The 19,475-nt window shown below is 35.5% G+C and carries 16 protein-coding genes, 1 tRNA gene and 1 pseudogene; 10 read left to right on the top strand and 8 right to left on the bottom strand.

Annotated elements, in window-relative coordinates; translation table 11 throughout:
• Window positions 1-5 precede the first annotated feature (5 nt).
• Together C6988_RS08955 and C6988_RS08950 are read right to left on the bottom strand one after the other, a co-directional pair.
• Complete coding sequence (locus C6988_RS08955) at window positions 6-1,244, bottom strand: phosphopyruvate hydratase (RefSeq protein WP_182134783.1); 1,239 nt, start codon at window positions 1,242-1,244, stop codon at window positions 6-8.
• A gap of 1 nt (window position 1,245) precedes the next feature.
• Window positions 1,246-1,482, bottom strand: coding sequence for a DNA-directed RNA polymerase subunit N (locus C6988_RS08950; protein WP_182134781.1), 237 nt, complete (start codon window positions 1,480-1,482; stop codon window positions 1,246-1,248).
• Window positions 1,483-1,533: 51 nt separating this feature from the next.
• On the opposite strand from C6988_RS08950, the gene C6988_RS08945 reads away from it, so the two are divergent.
• Window positions 1,534-1,618: transfer RNA gene (locus tag C6988_RS08945), tRNA-Leu, on the top strand.
• Window positions 1,619-1,633: 15 nt separating this feature from the next.
• Here the strand turns inward: C6988_RS08945 and C6988_RS08940 are convergent.
• The gene (locus C6988_RS08940) at window positions 1,634-2,248 is read right to left on the bottom strand and encodes a translin family protein (protein WP_182134779.1); all 615 of its coding nucleotides are present in this window, start codon (window positions 2,246-2,248) and stop codon (window positions 1,634-1,636) included.
• A 73-nt stretch (window positions 2,249-2,321) separates the two neighbouring features.
• Between C6988_RS08940 and C6988_RS08935 the strand changes: the two genes are divergently transcribed.
• Genes C6988_RS08935 through cobT form a run of 3 tightly spaced genes read left to right on the top strand, consistent with a single transcriptional unit; the run spans window position 2,322 to window position 4,646 of the window.
• Window positions 2,322-2,969: an NAD(P)H-hydrate epimerase gene (locus tag C6988_RS08935; protein WP_182134777.1), complete on the top strand. Its 648-nt coding sequence runs from the start codon at window positions 2,322-2,324 to the stop codon at window positions 2,967-2,969.
• Complete coding sequence (locus C6988_RS08930) at window positions 2,966-3,577, top strand: hydroxyacylglutathione hydrolase family protein (RefSeq protein ID WP_182134775.1); 612 nt, start codon at window positions 2,966-2,968, stop codon at window positions 3,575-3,577. Before C6988_RS08935 ends, C6988_RS08930 begins: the two co-directional genes overlap by 4 nt.
• 4 nt (window positions 3,578-3,581) lie before the next feature.
• Window positions 3,582-4,646, top strand: a complete 1,065-nt coding sequence (cobT, locus tag C6988_RS08925; protein ID WP_182134773.1) for a nicotinate mononucleotide-dependent phosphoribosyltransferase CobT — start codon at window positions 3,582-3,584, stop codon at window positions 4,644-4,646.
• Here cobT and glmS read toward each other — a convergent pair.
• From glmS to C6988_RS08910, 3 genes are read right to left on the bottom strand one after another with little or no spacing between them, the layout of a single operon-like run.
• A complete protein-coding gene (gene glmS, locus C6988_RS08920) occupies window positions 4,633-6,393 on the bottom strand; it encodes a glutamine--fructose-6-phosphate transaminase (isomerizing) (protein WP_182134771.1) in 1,761 nt (586 codons plus the stop codon). The two genes, cobT and glmS, sit on opposite strands and share 14 nt — an antisense overlap.
• Window positions 6,394-6,431: 38 nt before the next feature.
• On the bottom strand, window positions 6,432-7,064 hold the full coding sequence (locus C6988_RS08915; RefSeq protein ID WP_182134769.1) for a 30S ribosomal protein S4: 633 nt from the start codon (window positions 7,062-7,064) through the stop codon (window positions 6,432-6,434).
• Window positions 7,065-7,073: 9 nt separating this feature from the next.
• Window positions 7,074-7,697 carry a 30S ribosomal protein S13 gene (locus tag C6988_RS08910; RefSeq protein ID WP_182134767.1) on the bottom strand — a complete coding sequence of 208 codons (624 nt, stop codon included), beginning with the start codon at window positions 7,695-7,697 and terminating at the stop codon, window positions 7,074-7,076.
• A gap of 107 nt (window positions 7,698-7,804) precedes the next feature.
• Between C6988_RS08910 and C6988_RS08905 the strand changes: the two genes are divergently transcribed.
• The 3 genes from C6988_RS08905 to C6988_RS08895 are packed head-to-tail and all read left to right on the top strand — an operon-like array spanning window position 7,805 to window position 11,087.
• Entirely contained in the window at window positions 7,805-9,436 is a 1,632-nt protein-coding gene (locus tag C6988_RS08905; RefSeq protein WP_182134764.1) for an AAA family ATPase, read from the top strand.
• On the top strand, window positions 9,423-10,769 hold the full coding sequence (locus tag C6988_RS08900) for a VWA domain-containing protein (RefSeq protein ID WP_182134762.1): 1,347 nt from the start codon (window positions 9,423-9,425) through the stop codon (window positions 10,767-10,769). The genes C6988_RS08905 and C6988_RS08900 overlap by 14 nt, the downstream gene beginning before the upstream one ends.
• A gap of 6 nt (window positions 10,770-10,775) precedes the next feature.
• Window positions 10,776-11,087 (top strand): helix-turn-helix domain-containing protein, encoded by a 312-nt coding sequence (locus C6988_RS08895; RefSeq protein WP_182134760.1) that lies wholly within the window; start codon window positions 10,776-10,778, stop codon window positions 11,085-11,087.
• Here C6988_RS08895 and C6988_RS08890 read toward each other — a convergent pair.
• The gene (locus C6988_RS08890; protein ID WP_182134758.1) at window positions 11,080-11,625 is read right to left on the bottom strand and encodes a hypothetical protein; all 546 of its coding nucleotides are present in this window, start codon (window positions 11,623-11,625) and stop codon (window positions 11,080-11,082) included. The two genes, C6988_RS08895 and C6988_RS08890, sit on opposite strands and share 8 nt — an antisense overlap.
• A gap of 105 nt (window positions 11,626-11,730) precedes the next feature.
• On the opposite strand from C6988_RS08890, the gene C6988_RS08885 reads away from it, so the two are divergent.
• Entirely contained in the window at window positions 11,731-12,765 is a 1,035-nt protein-coding gene (locus tag C6988_RS08885) for a multicopper oxidase domain-containing protein (protein WP_182134910.1), read from the top strand.
• On the top strand, window positions 12,755-13,930 hold the full coding sequence (locus C6988_RS08880) for a ZIP family metal transporter (RefSeq protein WP_182134756.1): 1,176 nt from the start codon (window positions 12,755-12,757) through the stop codon (window positions 13,928-13,930). The genes C6988_RS08885 and C6988_RS08880 overlap by 11 nt, the downstream gene beginning before the upstream one ends.
• On the opposite strand, the gene C6988_RS08875 is transcribed toward C6988_RS08880, so the two are convergent.
• On the bottom strand, window positions 13,927-15,285 hold the full coding sequence (locus C6988_RS08875; protein WP_182134754.1) for a cation diffusion facilitator family transporter: 1,359 nt from the start codon (window positions 15,283-15,285) through the stop codon (window positions 13,927-13,929). The two genes, C6988_RS08880 and C6988_RS08875, sit on opposite strands and share 4 nt — an antisense overlap.
• Before the next feature lie 3,420 nt (window positions 15,286-18,705).
• Here C6988_RS08875 and C6988_RS08865 point away from each other — a divergent pair.
• A pseudogene (locus tag C6988_RS08865) lies at window positions 18,706-19,475 on the top strand (hypothetical protein); the annotation flags it as partial.

The following is a 19,475-nucleotide window of genomic DNA, read 5'->3' as shown; positions in this document are numbered from 1 at the left end:
GATTTTTAAATTTCAGCCATACCGCGTATTAAATCATGCTCTGATAATCTGATTAATTCATTGAGTTTTGATACCCTTTCACCACCTACGACACCTACTTTGAGCATCTTTGACTTGGTAGCAATCCCTATGTGGGAAATTTGACTATCTGTTGATTCGCCTGATCGATGTGAAGTGATTAATCTTATGTTATTGCCATTTGCCTCCTTTGCAAATTCTAATGCATCATAAAGACTTCCTGCCTGGTTAACTTTGAGGATAGCTGCATTACAAGCTTTTTTCTCAATAGCTTTTTGTAAAATTGATTTATTTGTTACTGTAAGATCGTCACCTGTAACAAGTGTATTTGGAAATCTTTTGGTGATTTCCGACATGTCATCAAAAGCTTCTTCATGTACCGCATCTTCTGCGTAAATTAGTTTGTATTTTTTTATAATGTCTGAAACAAATTCAATTTGCTCTCCAGGAGAATTTTCAAATCCAGACCTATCATAAACATACTTGCTTTTTTCTTCTTTCCATTGAGTGGATGACGCAAAATCTACCCCTAGGGATACTTCCTTACCTAACGTAAATCCTAAATTCTCGCATGCTTTTGCAGACAGCTCTAAAGCTTTATCGTTATTCATTTTTGGTGCCCAACCGCCCTCATCTCCTCTACCGTTTGTAAAACTAGGATCTTCTTTCTGCAAAATATTTCTTAATTCTTTATGAACTGCCAAATTAGTATCGATGGATTCTCTTATAGATTTTGCACCTGTAGAGCATATTAATATCTCTTGAATGTCTGGGGTTCCAGGACCTGCATGAGCTCCTCCACCAAGTATGTTCCCTAATGGAAATGGAAATTTTAACTCAGTCTTGTCTGCTAGTATCTTGTAGAGAGGCAAGTCCAATGCCTTTGCAGATGCATCCATTGATGCAATGGTCACAGCAAAAGCAGATGCACCTCCAATTTTGGAGTAATATTTTGAATCATCAATTGAGCGAATAGTGTAGTGGATGGATTTTAGATCTCCCGAGTCTAGTCCGATAAATTTTTGCTCATTAGAGTTTAGGACTTTTGCGCTTTCTTCTGGTCCTCCAGCAGGAAAACTTTGCGCTTCATACTTTCCAACACTTGCTCCAGATGGGGCGCATACTCTTCCTAAGATTTTATTATCTAGAGTGATGTCTACCTCGATAGTTTTACTACCTCTACTATTGTATAGTACTCTTGCCTTTAATGATGAAATTTTTGACAAGCTATTCTAACTCAGATTGAACTTCTTGGTGTCTTCTCTGAATTGCTTCATAAAATGGAACAATCTGTTGAATTGTTTCCACTGAAGTTAGTAACATTCTTCTGCAGCAATATCTTTTGATATTCAAAGAATCAAGAACTTTGGCAGGATCTTCACCTGATCTGATTTTAGTTTGATAATCATCAAATTTGTCAGCAATTAGATTTCCACAAGTAAAACATCTGACTGGAACTAACATATTTTCGAAAAGTAACCAAGGATTATAAAAACCCTGCACGAAAATTTCGTTGCGGGTGTCGCCCAGCCTGGCCAAAGGCGCTAGCTTGAGGGGCTAGTCTCTTAGGAGTTCGTGGGTTCAAATCCCATCGCCCGCATATTCATTATCAAAATTATTTCTCGAGTTTTTTTATTGCATTAATTAAATCAGATCTTCGAATTTCTTCAGTAAGAGCAGCTCTCACATCTTCCACCAAAATTCTATTAACATCTAGTTTTCTTCGTGTTTCTCTTACAATTTTATCATATGTAGCTAATGGATACAAGTTTTGATAAAGATCTTCCATCACTTCAAAAACTCTGATAGCTTCTTGTGGGTCTCCTTTGCGGATTTTATCATACGTTAGTCTTTTTAATTCGCCAACACAATCAAGTAGGCCAAGAATATATGATTCAGGATTGACTTTTAGTGTATCAATAGACGGTACAGGTTTTTTTTCAGCAATGGCGATTAATGCAAACGCCTCAACCAATTCCTGCTCTGGAATTATTACGTATCTTTGAAGTTCTCCCACTGCTTTTTTCTTTTGTGAGTTTAACAAAGTATTTGCCTTCTTGGCTTTTTCCTTTGCAGATTTTAGATCTTGTTTGTGGACTGCAATAATGGCCTGACTTGATAAAATTACTACTTCTCTCGTATTTTTAATTAGAAACTCTCTTGCATCCTGAGTAACGGAAAAACTTTTTGAGATTTTGTCTAACGATGACTTGACATTTTTTAATGACAATAATCATGCGTCAAGAAACCAAGATAAAGCCGTTTGCCAAAGCGCTTATTTTATGTTCTAGTTTAGGGCATCTATGGAAATTACAGTCGATCAAATGTATCAGATTGAAAATAACGGACATGCTATGGGATTTTTGAAAAAATTCATGATGGAAAATGCTGGTGCGTCTGCTGTTAGGCGACTAGTAGAAAAATTTGGTGACGTACAATCTAAGAATATTTTGATCTTCGTTGGCATGGGAAATAATGGAGGTGATGGTCTTGTGATGGCAAGACATTTAGCTGGATATGGGGCAATTGTTACAGTAAGACTTCTTGGTACTCCCGAGAAAATTAAAACTGAAGAAAGTAAATGGAACTGGTCAATTTTAGAGAAAATGCAATCTGTTCAATTACTTTATGGAGATAAATTGAATTTTAATTTCAAAGCAGATGTTATAATTGATGGAATTCTGGGGACTGGCATTACTGGTGACATAAGAGAACCTTATGCATCAGCCATTAATTTCATCAATAACTCAAACTCTTATAAGTTAGCAGTGGATGTTCCGTCAGGATTAGATCCACAAACCGGAGAAACTGCAAACGTTTTCGTGAAAGCAGACATGACAATAACATTTCATAAAATGAAGCAAGGAATTCCAAAAAGAAAAGATCTCACTGGAGAATTATTTGCTGAAAAAATTGGAATTCCACCTGAAGCTGAGATTGGAGTATTATGATAGTCCATCAAATACTAGTTGGAAACATGCAAAACTTTTGTTATATTGTCTCCGACGAAGAAACAAACGAATGCATTGTTATTGATCCCTCATGGGATCTTGAAAAAATTGAAGAAGTTGTTACTAGAAATGATCTGACTATAAAGTACATTGTTAACACACATCATCATTTTGATCATACAATTGGAAATAAAGCAATGAGTGAATCTACTGGAGCAAAAATAATTCAGCATGAAGCATCAACTTTAGAACACGACATATCAGTACAAAATAATGAAAAAATAAAATTTGGTAAAAGTGAATTAACTGTAATTCATACTCCTGGCCACTCCAAGGACAGTATTTGCCTAATTGGTGATGGGAAAATCTTTTCTGGTGATACCCTGTTTGTCGGAAATTGTGGTAGGGTCGATCTTCCAGGTGGTAGTGCACGTGAGTTGTATCATAGCTTATTTGATATACTGCATAACTTAGATGATTCACTCACTCTTTACTGCGGGCATAATTATGGCTCATCTCTTACATCTACAATTGGTAAAGAAAAGAAAATGAATTTTGTAATGCAACCAAGATCTGAACAAGAATTTGTAGAAATGATGGGACAGTGATAAAGTGAAAGATATTGAATTTTTCGGAAATATAAAAAATTGTGAAAACTTTGTAAATGCTGTTAAAGAAAAAGACTTTTTATTTTCACTAGTAATTTCTTATACGTCTACTAGTGAAATTCCTGGAATTACCATAGCTGGCTCTGATTCCGAACTTGTTAAATTCACCGCCCCAGCTGATGCAGAATTCCTTCATTATGGATATTGCAAATCAATTAAATCGATTCCAATGACTCCTGATGGGAAACCAACTCCTGCATTAATAACTAAATCTGCATTAGAATCAGCTAGCATACCTCTAGTAGTAATTAATGCTGGAAGTAAGATTGAACCTCAATTACCATTTATTCAGACTGGTTTGAAACCTGGAAATAATATCACACAAAACTTTGGGCTAGACGAGGAATCATTTCTTCATGCAATTGATTATGGCAGAATTATTGGTCGTACTCTAGCATCTCTAACTGATTGTCTTGTTATAGGTGAAAGCTTACCTGGTGGGACTACTACTGCATTAGCAGTAATGAGGGGTTTAGGAATTGATGCTAAGGTAAGTTCTAGTATTCCAAAAAATCCTGTTGAGCTAAAAAATCGTATAGTAACAAATGCTTTAAAGAAATTAGACAATGATGATCCTTTCAATGTGGTAAAAGCAGTTGGCGATCCAATGATTCCAACTGTCGCTGGGATGTTAAGCAGTGCATCAGAAATTACCAAAGTTCTACTTTCAGGTGGTACTCAAATGGCAGCTGTTCTAGCATTTGCAAAATCAATAGGTTACAAATCTGAAAATGTAGCAATTGGAACTACATGTTACATAACAGATGACACAACTGCAAATTTTTTAGAAATAATTAAACAAATTGATGACATACCAATCTTAGTTGTCGATCCAAAACTTGAAAGATCAGAATTTCCTGGTTTGAAATCATTTTCCGAGGGATTTGCAAAGGAAGGAGCTGGTGCTGGAGGATCCTTAATTGCTGCAATGCTCAAGGCAGGACTTGATTCTGAAAAACTACTTCAACTAACTGAAAATCAGTATAAGCGAATTTTTACTTCACAGTAACTGATTTTGCTAAATTCCTTGGATAGTCAGGATCAGTTTCTTTCTCAAGTGCAGAATAATATGCCAATAATTGAATCGGAATTATTTCAATTATCGGAAACATTGATTCTTCTATTGTAGGAATTTCAATCCAATAATCATAAACATCACTCTTCTTATCTGAGATACCAATAATCTTAGCTCCTCTAGCTTTAATCTCTCTTGCACTGGTAATTGTATCATTATAGGTTGAGTCATTGGGATTGATGATTACAACAAAAACATTTGAGTCCATTAATGCCAATGGTCCGTGTTTTAATTCTCCTCCTGGAATTCCTTCCGCATGGATGTAAGTTAATTCTTTTAATTTCAGTGCAGCCTCTGATGCGATTGGATAGTGAATCCCTCTTCCCAATATGTAGATGTCAGATACATCTTTTAGCTGCTTAGCGACCTCCATAATTTTTGAATGACTAGATAGAATTTTTGCAATTAATGCTGATATTTTTTCAAAGTCTACTCCTATACATCCAGCACATATTTTTTCAGTTACTTTATAGATAATTCCTAATTGTGATGTAAAACTCTTCGTTGCTGCAACTCCAATTTCAGGACCGCAATTCATGCCAATTACTACTGAAGACTCTTGAACAAGTGAGGAAGTTAGTAGATTCACTATTGATATGATCTTTGCACCTGATTTTTTTGCAATGTTTACTGCTTCTAAAACATCTGCACTTTCTCCACTTTGGGAGATAGCGATTAGAATTGAATTGGGTTCTATAGAATCAGGAGAAAATGGAAGCTCACTAGAGATTATTGGCTCTAATTTTATTTTTGCATATTTTGACATGAGATATTTTGCTACTAGTGCAGCATTGTAACTTGTCCCACTACCTGTGATGTAGACATTTTTTGCGTGTTTGATATAGTCCGTTGCCTGTTCTATTGCTTCAATGGTATTTTCTCCTGCCTTGATAATAGTATCTGGTTGTTCTGAAATTTCTTTTAGTGTAAAATGTGCGTAATCTCCCTTATATGCATCCGCAAATTCTTTTGAAACTTTTGTTATCTGTTTTTTTACGGGTGTACCATCAAAATTACATATTTGCAATCCTGCCGAATCGATTAACACAAAATCGCCATTGTCTACATAAATTGCATCATCTGTTTGTTCAATAAATCCTAAAACATCACTGGACAAAAAATAAGACTCCTTTCCAACTCCAATTATTAATGGTTCATGAAATCTTGCAGCTGCAAGCGTACCATCTTCAAACATTGCCACAAAGGCATAATGTCCTTTTAGATCTCTTAGTGTTTCTATCAAGGACTCTTTAACATCTGATTTTTCATCATAATGCATCTGTAGTAAATTTGCAATTACTTCACTATCTGTTTCACTTTTGAAAGTATAATTTTTCTTTTCAAGAATTTTTTTTAGTTCAGAAAAATTCTCAATTATTCCATTATGTACTATGGCAATTCTTCCTGAATTGCTTGGGTGTGGATGAGCATTCTTATCTGTCACTTTACCATGGGTTGCCCACCTAGTATGCCCAATTCCAATGGTACCTGGAAGCTTGTCAAGTTGTTCTGTATTGTTAACTTCGGAGACTTTGCCGACTCCTTTCTTTAGATTAATCCTGTCTTCGGATTTAGTGGCTACACCAACACTATCGTATCCACGATACTCCATTCTTTTTAGGCCTTTCACTAGTATTGGAGCCGCTGTATCAATTCCGTAATAACCAATTATTGAACACATTACTCGTCTATCACAATTAACAATATTTACTGATAAGCTTATTCTTCTGATTTATCGGTTGAATCATTTTTACCCTCATCAGAGGCAGATTCCACATTTTTATCATCAATGTCTGAGGATTCATTATCTACTTTCTCAGCTTTGGTCTTTTCGGAAGATTCATTCTTGGAAATTTTTTCTAATAGCTCCTTTAATGAAGAACCTGGTGTTAGTTTGATATCTTTTTCTTCATTAACTGTTACAGTATATGATGGAACATTTACTATCCTATCCCCAATCATAATGTGTCCATGAATTACAGCTTGCCTTGCTTGATATGGTGTCTTGAAACCGAGTTTTTTCATAACAATCGTTTGTAATCTTCTACCTAACAGTTCTTCAACGTGAAGATTCAATACGTCATCCAATGTTGAACTTTCTCCTACTAGTCCAATTCTTCTCAATGATTTCATGAGGATTGGTTCTTTCTCTTCTCTAATTTCTTGTCCTAAAGCTAACAATGAACGAGCCTGATGTCTAATTCTAGATAGTTCCGTATGAGCTTTCCATAATTCTCTTTTTGTTTTTAATCCAAAAGTACCAAGAGTTTTCAACTCTTCCATCTTTAACTCATAATTCAAAGGACGTTTTGGTTTTCTCCACATTCGTCTTGGATATTTTGGATCTCCCATTCACAACACCTACTCTTTCTTTGCAGCTGGCTTTGCACCTGCTGCTGGTTTTGCGTCAGCAGCTGGCTTTGCACCTGCTGCTGGTTTTGCGTCAGCTGCTGGAGCTGCACCTGCTGCTGGAGCTGCACCTGCTGCTGGAGCTGCACCTGCTGCTGGAGCACCTGCACCACCAGCTGGCATAACTTTACCGCCTTTAGCAACTCCTACTGCTCCACCTTTTCTTCCAGTGGTTCTAGTCCTCTGACCTCTAACTTTTAATCCAAACATGTGACGGTAACCTCTCCAACTTCCAGTAGTTCTTTCTCTTTCAACATCATTTCTTACTGTAAACTCAATATCGGATGTAATCAAATGAATATTTCTTCCTGTTTCAACATCCTTTCTTCTATTTAGGAACCAAAGTGGAAAATTTGCAGAAGCTGGATCTTGTAAAATCCCTTCTATTGCCTGAACTTGAGATTCAGAAAGATAACCTATACTGTCATTTGTATCAATTTTTAATTTATGTAATATTGCATTTGCAAAATTATATCCAACACCACGAATCTGGGTTAAGCCCACCAGCATCTTTTTACTTCCTGGTATATCATTTCCCACAATTCTAACGATGTGTCTATATTCTTGTGTAGCCAAGTATGCAAGATTCTAAGTACCCCCGATAAAAACCCTGCTGGAAATTTTGAATTCTTTGCCGTTTTGTCTAAAGTAATATTATAAACACCATTTGGATATTCAGTTTATTGCCTGATGACTTTGGTACGATGGTAAATCAATCATATTCCACACCCCCAAAATATTCTGAAATTCAGGCTGGAGTGCCAGAAGACTTTGCTGATATCAGGACGCTAGGTGACCTGTTATCGATCAATTACAAGTTAATTGATTCAAAAGAACAATTACGAAAAAATCTGATTTCTAAAATGAGATCTGGGGAACCAAGATATCCGGGGATTATAGGATTTGACGATGATGTAATTCCTGCATTAGATAGGGCGATTTTATCAAAACACGACGTCTTTTTGGTTGGACAAATTGGTCAAGCAAAAACCAAGATTGTACAAACAATAGCTGAAACTTTACTGTCTCCTATTCCTATAATTCGAAATAGCCTCACAAATGACTGTCCATTAGAATTACCACAAGAAGAATTAATTTCATTATTAGAAGACAAAGAAGTAACAAAACAGAATCCCACTTTTCACATTAGTCCTGAGAGCTCTGATCAAATTAGGGATGACAAACTAGATACTGCAATTGAATGGGTAAATGGAAAAAACAGATTCAAGTATGTTTTAGCTACTCCTGATATATCCGTCAAAGATCTTGTTGGATATTTGGATGCAATCAAAGTTGCCAAGAAAGGAATTGAAATGTATAAGATTGATTCGTATTCTCCTGGACAATTAATGCAGGCAAAACATGGTATTTTTTGTATTGATGAATTACCTGTTTTGGATCCTAGAAAACAAGTTGCATTGCTTTCTGTTTTACAAGAAGGAAGATTTACTACTGGTTCTTATCCTGTAATTTTTGAACCAAAGATCACATTTTTTGCAACTGCAAATCCAATAGACTACACACATTCAGGAAAAGTAATAGAGCCACTTTATGATAGACTGAAGAGTCATATCCATACACATTATCCAAATTCCCTTATTGATGAAATGATGATCATTCTACAAGAGGCAAAAGTTTCTAATTCGCTCATTTTATCTCCGATTTTATCAACTCTCACAAAAATAATTCAAAAAACTCGATGTAACTCACAAGTAAATCAAGAACGCGGAGTAAGTGTTCGTTTGGGGGTTCACGGTCTTGAGCTTTTGGTAGGTGAAGCTGAACGAACTAGAAGCATTTCACATAGTCTTTTGGCAGTTCCAAGAATTTCAGATTTACATTGCCTCACACAAGTTGCCAAATTTGAAATTTCAGAAATGGATGACACTATTGAAAACAGACACAAATTATTCAGCAATATAATCAATGAATCAATCAAAGAAACATGTATAGAATTTCTTGGTGAGCAATCAACTGAGACCCTAAATACAATTAAACAAGAATTTGGAGAAAACATGTTTCCCATTTCACAAAAAATGCTTTGGGTTAATGGACAAACATCATTAAAAAATCAAATAGACAAATTCCCAAATCTAAAAAAACTAGTAGATTCTAAAATGGAAGATATTCAAAATCTGCAAACTCAATTATTAGAAAAAATCTCTTCAAATAGGATTAGCACTAATTCATTAAAGATTGATGAAAATTCTCATTCAGAAATATCTGCCTTGTTAGTTGAAATGATTCTGGAAGGATTGTGTTGGACCGAACCAAAAACCCTTGATAGGCGTGAGGCTGGCTATGCCGCATCATGACTATAACAATTTAGTATATTTTGCAAACAAAACAAAAAAGGATTCATCAAAAGATAGCAATCCTCTATCAGAAGAAGACTTTGAAAAAATTCTAGAATCTTTGGCAAAACAAACTATGAGAGAAAAACCTCCCACCATAGAAGAGCTAGAATCTATTCTACAAGATTCTACAGGTTTCTCAAAAGGGGATGATAAAGAAAATCAAAGTGACTCACAAAATATAGAAGAGGAACAAGGTTCTGCTTCCATTACAAAACTTCTTCAGAGTCAAGGATACCTGCGAAATGACACACAGTGGCTCACTAACAAAGCATTCTTCCAAATTGGAAACAAAATCTTACAAGATGTAATGAAAGATCTCAGCACAGCTGAATTTGGATTACATGAAACCAAAATATCCGGATCTGGTAACGTCGTAATCGACTCTACAAAAAAGTTTGAACCAGGTGATGAAATTAAGCAGCTAAGTGTACCTCAAACTTTAATGAACTCAATTCAAAGAATTCTAAAAACCCAAGAAATCAAATTTCCAATTTCAATTGAGCCAGAGGATCTAGAAGAATATGAAACTCTAGAAGATGTCAGAACATCTGTAGTGTATTGTATAGATCTAAGCTCTACTATGAAGCAATCCCTTGGTTCAAATGTTAGCAGACTAGTAGCTGCAAAAAAAGCGTTATGGAGTCTTTATGTTTTAAATAAAAAATTCTTTCCTAGCGATTCAGTTTTTGTTGTGGGTTTTGCCTCTATGGCATCTGTTGTAAATCCTTTTGATATACCATTTCTAAAAACATTTGATGCAAATGATAATTTTTTACATTATACCAATTATCAAGCAGCATTACGTTTGGCACGAAAAATTCTCCAAAAAAATTACTCCCAAAATAAAAGAATTGTCTTAATTACTGATGGTCAACCTAGTGCATGTTTTATTGAAAATGAATTTCAAAAGAATGAAATAATTTCTGAAAAACCATATTCAAATTTTTATTCTCCCGACCCTGCCATACTCTCTAAAGTACAAAGAGAAAAAAAGATGAAAATTGAAAATAATCCTGATAGGCTAGTATACCTATGTTATCGTTACAAAAAAGTCGATCCTAAAATTGATAAGCGAACCATGATTGAGGCTAAAAAATGCCTCCGGGAAGGAATCCAGATTGATTCTATAGTTGTAAGTGATGAATTTGAATTATTAGATTATGTTAAAGAATTAGAAAAGGAGCTAAAAGGCAAAACCTATCATATTGATAATTCAAATATGGACAAAGTTCTAGTCACCGATTACTTGACAAATACAAAAAAAGTTTTAAGCATTTTAAAACACTGGTAAACTAATATGGAAAAATCATATGATCATCAAAAAATAATCGATTCCATCTTTGATCCAATTACCTCTCAAATCTTATCAGAACTTGAAGGTGGGGAAAAGAACATCTCAGACATATCTAATCAAACGGAGATATCTGAAAATGATATCCAAGACAGATTATCATATCTTGTAGAAACTGGTTTTGTTAAACAAACTAAAGACGGTGAATCCATTTCATATTCAGCTAATGGAGAAAAACTATCAAAAGTCATTGAAGATGAGCAAAATTTTGATGGTGCAATTGATGGATTAACAAAAATGGATAGCTATCTTAACTGATTCTTTTTTTACGTTTATTTTTAATCGCAACCAGTCCCATGATGACAATTCCTATTAGGCCAACAATTAGGATGTAAAATCCTGTGTAGCCTATGACTAGTTTATCAGAACTAGGTAAATGACCTATCGCAATAATAATCTCAGTTTCACTACCGGAATTTTCAACTGATAATCTGTAATTTCCTTGGGTTTGTATCTCAAATTGTTTTTCATATGATTCCTTCTCGATAGTTGATGAATCAATTATGGCTCCAAAGGGATCAAAAAGACTCACTGATACTGCATTCTCTTGAAAATTCATCACCTGCACCACATAAACTCCCGTATCTTCTATTACTGGATCAAGAAATGATTCAACATCTAGGCTATTCCCTGAACCAACTTTGGCAGTATTCTGGATAAATCCTTCAGTAATCATCTGTGAGCCATAAAACGATAGTGCAATTCCTAACACAATAATTCCTCCTACAATGACTAAGAATATGCCTGACTTTTGCATTGATTCTGCAGTTGTAATCCTGTAGTTAAAACTTGGCATTATACTCAAACCTAAAATTAGCCTAGGGTAACAAATTTAGCCTCGGCTAATTTTAAATAAGGTGTTTAAAGAAAATTATTGATGAACAAAACTCGCTCAAAGACAATGTTTTCAATTATATCCATTAGTGTAATTTTAGGTTCGTTATTCTTTGTTTTACCTGTAATTTCTGAAGCACAAAAAGAAGAAAAGACGTTTGTTACTCATTCTGGTAGGGTTGTCACTACCTCTGGTGAAATATTAGATCCTCTTTACACAAGTACCACTTTGGAGTTTGATCCTATGGAATTTCTTAGAGATTTTAATTATGGAAGAGTGTCCGAACTTCCTGATGGAACAATTCTGAGAGAGTATACGATTATTGCAGAGGATGACGGAATTATGGAGGTTTCTCCTGGGGTTTTTTACAATGTTTGGACGTTTAATGGAACAGTTCCAGGTCCAACTATCAGAGCAACAGAAGGAGATTTGGTTCGAATAAAATTCATCAACAATGGTGAAAAGGAGCATACCATGCATTTTCATGGAATTCACGAAGCGCATATGGATGGAGTCTTTGAGCCAGTTGGTCCCGGTGGTGGAAAATTTGTCTACGAATTTAGAGCCGGACCTGTTGGTGTTCATCCATACCATTGTCATATAATGCCATTAGAGGAACACATTGTCCATGGATTGTACGGTGTTTACATCGTAGATCCTAAAGAAGGCAGAGCACCTGCAGATGAAATGGTAATGGTTCTGAATAGTCTAGATACTGACTTTGATACCGAAAATAATTTCTACGCTGCAAACACAATTCCATTTTACTATCAACACCATCCAATCCAAATTAGCACTGGTGATTTAATCAGAGTCTATGTAGTCAACATGGTCGAATTTGATCCAATAAACAATTTCCATTTACATGGAAATTTGTATCGTTATAACCCAACTGGAACTGACACAGACTCTTTTTACACTGACATGATTACTCTTTCACAAACTGAACGTGGAATAATGGAATTTTCATATGATTATCCTGGGAAATATCTATTTCATGCTCATAAAGTAGAATTTTCAGAGAAAGGCTGGGTTGGATTATTCCTAGTAGACGGGGAGCCATTAGCTGAAACCATTGGAAGTATAAACTATGGAAATTAATCAAACATCTAAAGCAAAAATCATTGCAAGTGGGGTCATCCCTTTTGCATTTCTGATTATTTTGGTCGCATACATTTTTGGTCCAGGTGCTGAACTTTTAGACCTTGGCATTGCTTTACCTGAGATTAGTATTGAAAAAGTTGAATTTCATAAATCTGAAATTCATGCAATTGTAAGAAATACTGGACCTATTCCTGTAGAGGTTGTAATGGCTGATGTTAACGATAGAATTCATCCTGCCGCAGTAGAACCTGACAGATTTCTAGAAAGATTTGAGACTGCTTTAGTAAGAATCCCATTTGAATGGAATGCAGCTGAACCATACATTATTGGTATAACTATTGAGGACGGAACAAGATTTGAAAAAGAGATAGAGGCTGCAGCCCCTGCTGTCCAACCTACTATTGAATTAACAGGGTATTTTGCTATTATCGGAACTTATGTTGGAGTAATTCCTGTCATGATTGGATTACTTTGGTTGCCTTTTATCAAAAGAATAAGTAAAAGTAAATATCATTTTTTTCTAGCTTTAACGGCTGGACTATTACTCTTTTTGGCAATTGATTCTATTGAGGAAGCAATTGATGTATCCAATGAAAATCTCTCAGGCAGTTTTAATGGAGATCTGCTTGTAGCCACAGTAATCACTCTATCATTTTTGGGATTGTATTATTCTGGTTCGAAACTTACACAAAGTGTAGTATCATCTCGTTTTTCAAAACCAATTGCAATAGCACTTATGATTTCAATAGGAATTGGATTACATAATTTTGGTGAAGGACTCGCAATCGGAGCTGCTGTGGGACTAGGTTCCATCGCATTTAGCACTTTTCTAATTGTAGGATTTGCTTTACACAATACTACTGAGGGTATAGCGATTGCTGCACCAATGTCACGAGGAAAATTAATGATAGGAAAACTCATTGGTCTTGGATTAATTGCAGGCTCTCCTGCCATATTTGGTGCCTGGGTTGGAGGTTTCGTTTATTCTCCATTTACTGCAGTTGTATTTTTATCAGTAGGAGCCGGTGCAATATTTCAGGTAATTGTTGTATTGCTAAAATGGCTCAAGGAAGAGGGTGACAAGAATCTTTCTAGCGCATCATTTGCTTCAGGTTTTGCATTAGGAATGCTAATCATGTATCTGACAAGCATATTGGTTTAGACTGGTTCTGGATGAATAGTAATTACCGCTTCACTAAATCTCGTTCTAATCTTTTGTTCAATCTGTGAAGTAAGATCATGAACCTTTTCAATTGATAAGTTTCTATCAAATGAACAGTCTATGTCAATTTTCTGTATGTCATTATAATGAAGTATGATTATACGACCAATTTTCTGGATTTCCTTATATTGCTCTAAAATTTTTGTAATTTCGTCCTCAGCTTTTTTTCCCTCCATCTGTAAATTATTAGGAATTGTAATGTGTGGTTCTATGTGAACAGTTACATGCTCAATCTCTGGAAAATTTTTCTGAATTTTAAGCTCAATTTTTTCAGAAATTTTATGTGCTGATTCTAAATTTATTTCTCTATCCACCATTACATGCAAGCTTGCAAATATTTTTCCTTGAGATTTGTACGTGCTTACATTATGGATATTTTTTACTCCAGAAATCGAACCTGCAATCTCATTAATCTTCGAATCTAATGGAACTTGTTCCCAATTTGGTTCAAAATGAACTGTTATTGTAGAGTTTGCAATATTTTTTTTAATGTTTTTTTCTACATTGCTAGATATCTCATGTGCCCTGTCAAAACTTACATCTCCTCTTAGCGATATGGTGATATCTCCAAACAGAGTATCGCCTGATCTTCTCATTAGAACTGATTTTGTATTCAACACTCCGTCAGTATTAATCGCTATGTTCTTAACTTGTGATACAAGCTCAGGAGAAATAATATCTGTTAACTCCATTGCAGTTCTGTAGATTAATTTTAAACTTAGAACCACTAAAACAATTCCTAGGATAAATGCGGCAATAAAGTCTCCATAGTAAAATCCGTAAGTAACAAAAATAATTCCAATTATTGCTACCATCGTAGAACCAAAATCAAGAAAGGCATGATAGAAATCAGCCTTTAGTGTTACTCCGCCAATTTTTTTTATCGATTTTCTTAGAAGAATTATGCGAAATACATCTACTCCAATTGTGTAAAAGCCTGCAATTAATGCAAAAAATCCTGGCAGTATCAATGGAGGTGGACTAGTTGCCCGTTCAACTGACTCATAAATGAAAAATATTGCAATTAAAAATATTGCAATTCCACCAATTAATCCTCCAAGTGATTCAATCTTTCCGTGGCCATAGGTGTGCTCTGCATCAGGAGGCTTGATGGACATTCTTGCAGCTAAGAGAAGAATTACTGTAACTACACTGTCTAAGAGAGCATGAATACTGTCTGTAATGAGGGCTAGGCTATTCGAAACTAACCCGAATACTAGTTCTACTACAAATGCCGATAATATTGCAAAAAGTGAGATTTGTAGAACTTTGCTCTTATGAAGAAAGACACTCATTGCATTTTTGATTAAAATGGCAACTATATTACTAGTATTAGGAATATTTCGAATAAATTATACGACAACGTTATTTGTTTGAAAGACTGCTTTTCCTCAAGTTGACGCCGTATTCATTATGCCTATTTCCAATTTTATTATTGATATTTGTGATTCCACCTGCGTTTGGTGCATCGAATGCAAATCTTTTTGTTTCTGCAGAAAACCCTCTTTTTTCGAATCATTTTGCTGGCCCAATGGTAGTTGAGGTTGTCATTAGAGATCCAATGATTGCAGATACTAGTGAGGGAAAGGGGGAACCTGATGTGTCTATTAATGGGAAAAAACTAAGAATGATTCAGGGTTCTGATGGAAGTTGGTATGCGTATTTTGCAAATAAGGCCAAAGCCCAAATTGCAGATGGGATCGCATACAACAACGGCGGGGGGGTTGGCAAAGGACTTGACTTTGGAGAATTTTGTGGAAAAGATACTCCCAGTTCAGTTTTGGGAGTTAGTTTCTCAAATACAGAGGGAGTAGCAATACCTAGATCAGGTACAACTGGAGCGACAAANNTTCTGGAATCCCAGTAGGGCAGGTGGGTCTTGAACAAAATGCATGGCCTTTAATTCAATTGTTTTCTTTTGATAATAAAATCACAATTCAATACAACAAAGCAGGTGGAACACAGAAAGTCGACTTGCAATATAACGAAATTCAAAATATCTCTTTATCGCTTGATCGTAATGGTTACCCACAAAGTGCGGAGGTTATTGTACTGCTTAACGATATTCAATTAAATCAAGATCCTACCGATGAAGATTCTTGGACCTTCAAAGTTAATTCTCCACCTGCTACATTTTATCAAGCATTTACTGATTCGGGTACAAATTCTGCTAACGGGGGCGCAGGATTGGTCAATCTGATTCCTCATTTATCAAATCTAGGGTTTGAAGACAATGGCATCCTGACAATGAGCTTGGGAACTGTAGTTGAGCTGCAAACAAACAACCGTCAACCAGTAAATTCTGTTTCAGATGGAACTAACACATTTAACAATATTATAACTTTGGTTGAATCTCAAAAAAACTCTGGAATTTTTGAAAGTTTTGACTCTAACAATAATTCCTTAATTGGAATCAAATCCGATGCACCAAGAGGACAATCAGGCATTATAGAATACAATTCAAGAAAGACCTCGATTGTGTCTGGCACCTTTACTGCTTCATTATCACTAAATGATGGAAAAGGTCCTCAGCCAGGAAAACGAACACCGATAACTTTGTCTGATAATGATCAGAATATCAATCCACAAAAACAGGATGACTTGGATGTTTTTCGAAGTACCAATATTATTCCTAGCCTCAAAATTGGGGAGCCAATCACACTAGAAAAATCTACTAATGTTAGATTCTATCCTTCCGGTGGCAGTAATTTAGTTTCTGGTGGAACTTTAACCCCGTCTTCTGTTCCTGATAAGAACTCCAAAAGACTAGTAATTGATTCTGGCCAGACAACATTTCCAGCCAATTTTAATTTTGAGATGATTTCTATTGAATTGAATGTATCTGCTAATGATCTAAAAGAATTATTGCTCAATACAAGTGTAAGTGGAACATCAGGAACAAACTGGATTAACTATGATTTGCGCTCAATATCTAATCAATTAGGGATAACTGACTTCTCCAAAACAAACATGACTCTAAATTTTGGCTTGTCTGATACAACTCCAATACAAATTCTTGATCCTGGCGACATAAATTCCGCAAAAGGTCTCATCCAAATAGATAATGCCGATGTTCAAGCAATTAACTCAAAATCAGGAAACGTATTTTTGGTCATAAATTTTGATTCTGGAAATACTGGAGTTTCTGGTCTAATCTCAAGTGAAACACAAAAACAACCAATAGTTTTCGATTTGTTTTCATTTGGAGAAAAGAACAGTAACACTGTAAATAATGCAATTTATCGATTTGAGCTAAAAGAGACAGGTGTCAACTCTGGAGTCTTTTCTGGTACAATGGAATATGTGATTACTAATCAGGTTAACGTATTTGATCCAAATTTGATAAAATCTCTTAGAACTATTGATGATGATATAAGATTCTTAATTAGCAACAGACTTCTAGATGAAAAAGGAATTAACATCTCATATTCAGATATTTCTCAGGTAGGACAAGAAGTTCCTACTTCTTCTAAAAGTGACATTTTGACTCATTCTGGTACTGTGGGATTCAGCTCTCCGTCATACCGATTTGGTCAACCGGTATTAGTGAGACTAATAGATCCTGATCTAAATACTAATTCAGATCAAATTGATATTTACTTGGTAAACAATGATCCAAATTCATCAAATGTTGATACTGTAGGTGATTCTTCTGGAGGACTATTACTGGAAATAAAAATCAAAGATACAAGATACAAACGTTGTACAATAAATGGTGTAGAATATGGTGGACTAGCTGCAACCGGATTCACACTGATGGAAACTGGAAAAAAGACTGGTGTCTTTGAAGGTGTTTTTAAAATGCCAACCCAAATTTGTGATAAGACTGGAACCAAGTTAATTTCTACTGCGGGTGGAACTTTAGATGCAAAGTATAATGATTTTAGAGATAAATTTGGACAACCAAATATTTTTGAGACTGGAAGAAATCAACAACAGCAGACACTTGGTTCTCCACCAATTCTAAATAATGATGTATTTACAATTCCTAAATACAAACAAACCGCTGAAGTAGTTCTTACAGGAACCCTTGATAATCATAAAAGAGGAACTCCGTTAACTGCTACCTTGGTAGAACCAGATCAATCTCTTTCATCATTTGGTGTATATCCAACTTCTAGTGGAGAATACAAAGTTGTCATTACATTAAATCATGATTCACTAACTGGACATTATGGTATTAACTTGGAATATCTTGGCAAGTCAGTTGGAAGTACATCTTTCTTAGTTACAAAAAACAGTATACCTGAATGGATAAAGAATAACGGAAAACTTTGGTCATCAAATAAAGTATCTGATACTGAATTTATCAATGGCCTAGAGCATTTGATCAAAGAAAATATTCTTAAGGTATCAGCATCAGCAACTACTGAAAAACACTCCCCTGTTGTTCCTGATTGGATTAAAACTACAGTATCACTTTGGGCTGAGCATAAAATTTCTGATGATGAATTTTTGTCTGCCATGGAATACTTGGTCCAAAAGGGTATCATTCGAGTTTAGTCAAACCATTATCTTAAATTAATCAAAATTTCTCAGACTAGTAAATCTGAATTTCGTACCTTGTTTAATATCAGTATTTCAAATTTGCTGATTTTTGCAAAGTATCACTTTATTATATCTCGGTTCATGCTGGGTCACATTCTAGTATAATCGAGTCAATTTTTGTTTCACTGAATACATAAATACTCTCATACGTTGGTACATTCCAGCAAATGACGATTACCGGGCGTATGGCATTAGTTATGTTGGCAGTTTCTATACTGTCTTATGGTTTATCCGGTGCTAGTTTTGCCCAGACTTGTGGACCTGAAGAGGTAATAGTTGCTGGCGAATGTGTTCCAGCATTTGATGAAAAACCACATGCATTAAATCTAAAAACAAATGCCAAAATTTACACTGACGGTGCGACTTTAACAATTACAGGTAAAATTCCAACATTAAGTGATTTCAAACAAGATGTCACAATAATAATTAAAACACCTTCCGGCGATATAGCTGGAGTAGGTCAAGTCTCCCATGCTGCTGATGGTTCCTTTACATATGTCACTGTAACACAAGGACAAAAATGGAAAGTAGCAGGGGATTATGAAATTTTAGCACATTATGGTACTCAAAAAGATTCTATTAAAATCGACTTTGAAGGAGGAGAAGGCATTGTTGCTCCACCTCCAAGTAAAGGAACTCCACCGCCCCCAGAGGAGCCTAAATGTAAAACAAATGAAATATTGGAGAATGGAAAATGTGTTCCTAAACCACCTGTATGTACTTCCAACCAAGTACTTGTTGATGGAGTTTGTAAAGATAAAGAACCAGAGCCTGAACCTGAACCAGAACCAGAACCAGAGCCTGAACCAGTCTGTGGCCCAGGAACTGTGTTGAAGAATGGAATCTGTGTGGTTGCTGAAACAGAGAAGCCAAGAGGCGGTGGATGCTTAATCGCAACTGCAGCATATGGAACTGAGATGGCACAACAAGTACAGTT

This window comes from Nitrosopumilus sp. b1 (genome assembly GCF_014078545.1).
In the GTDB taxonomy this organism is placed as follows: domain Archaea; phylum Thermoproteota; class Nitrososphaeria; order Nitrososphaerales; family Nitrosopumilaceae; genus PXYB01.
This window is presented reverse-complemented; position numbering and strand designations above follow the sequence as displayed.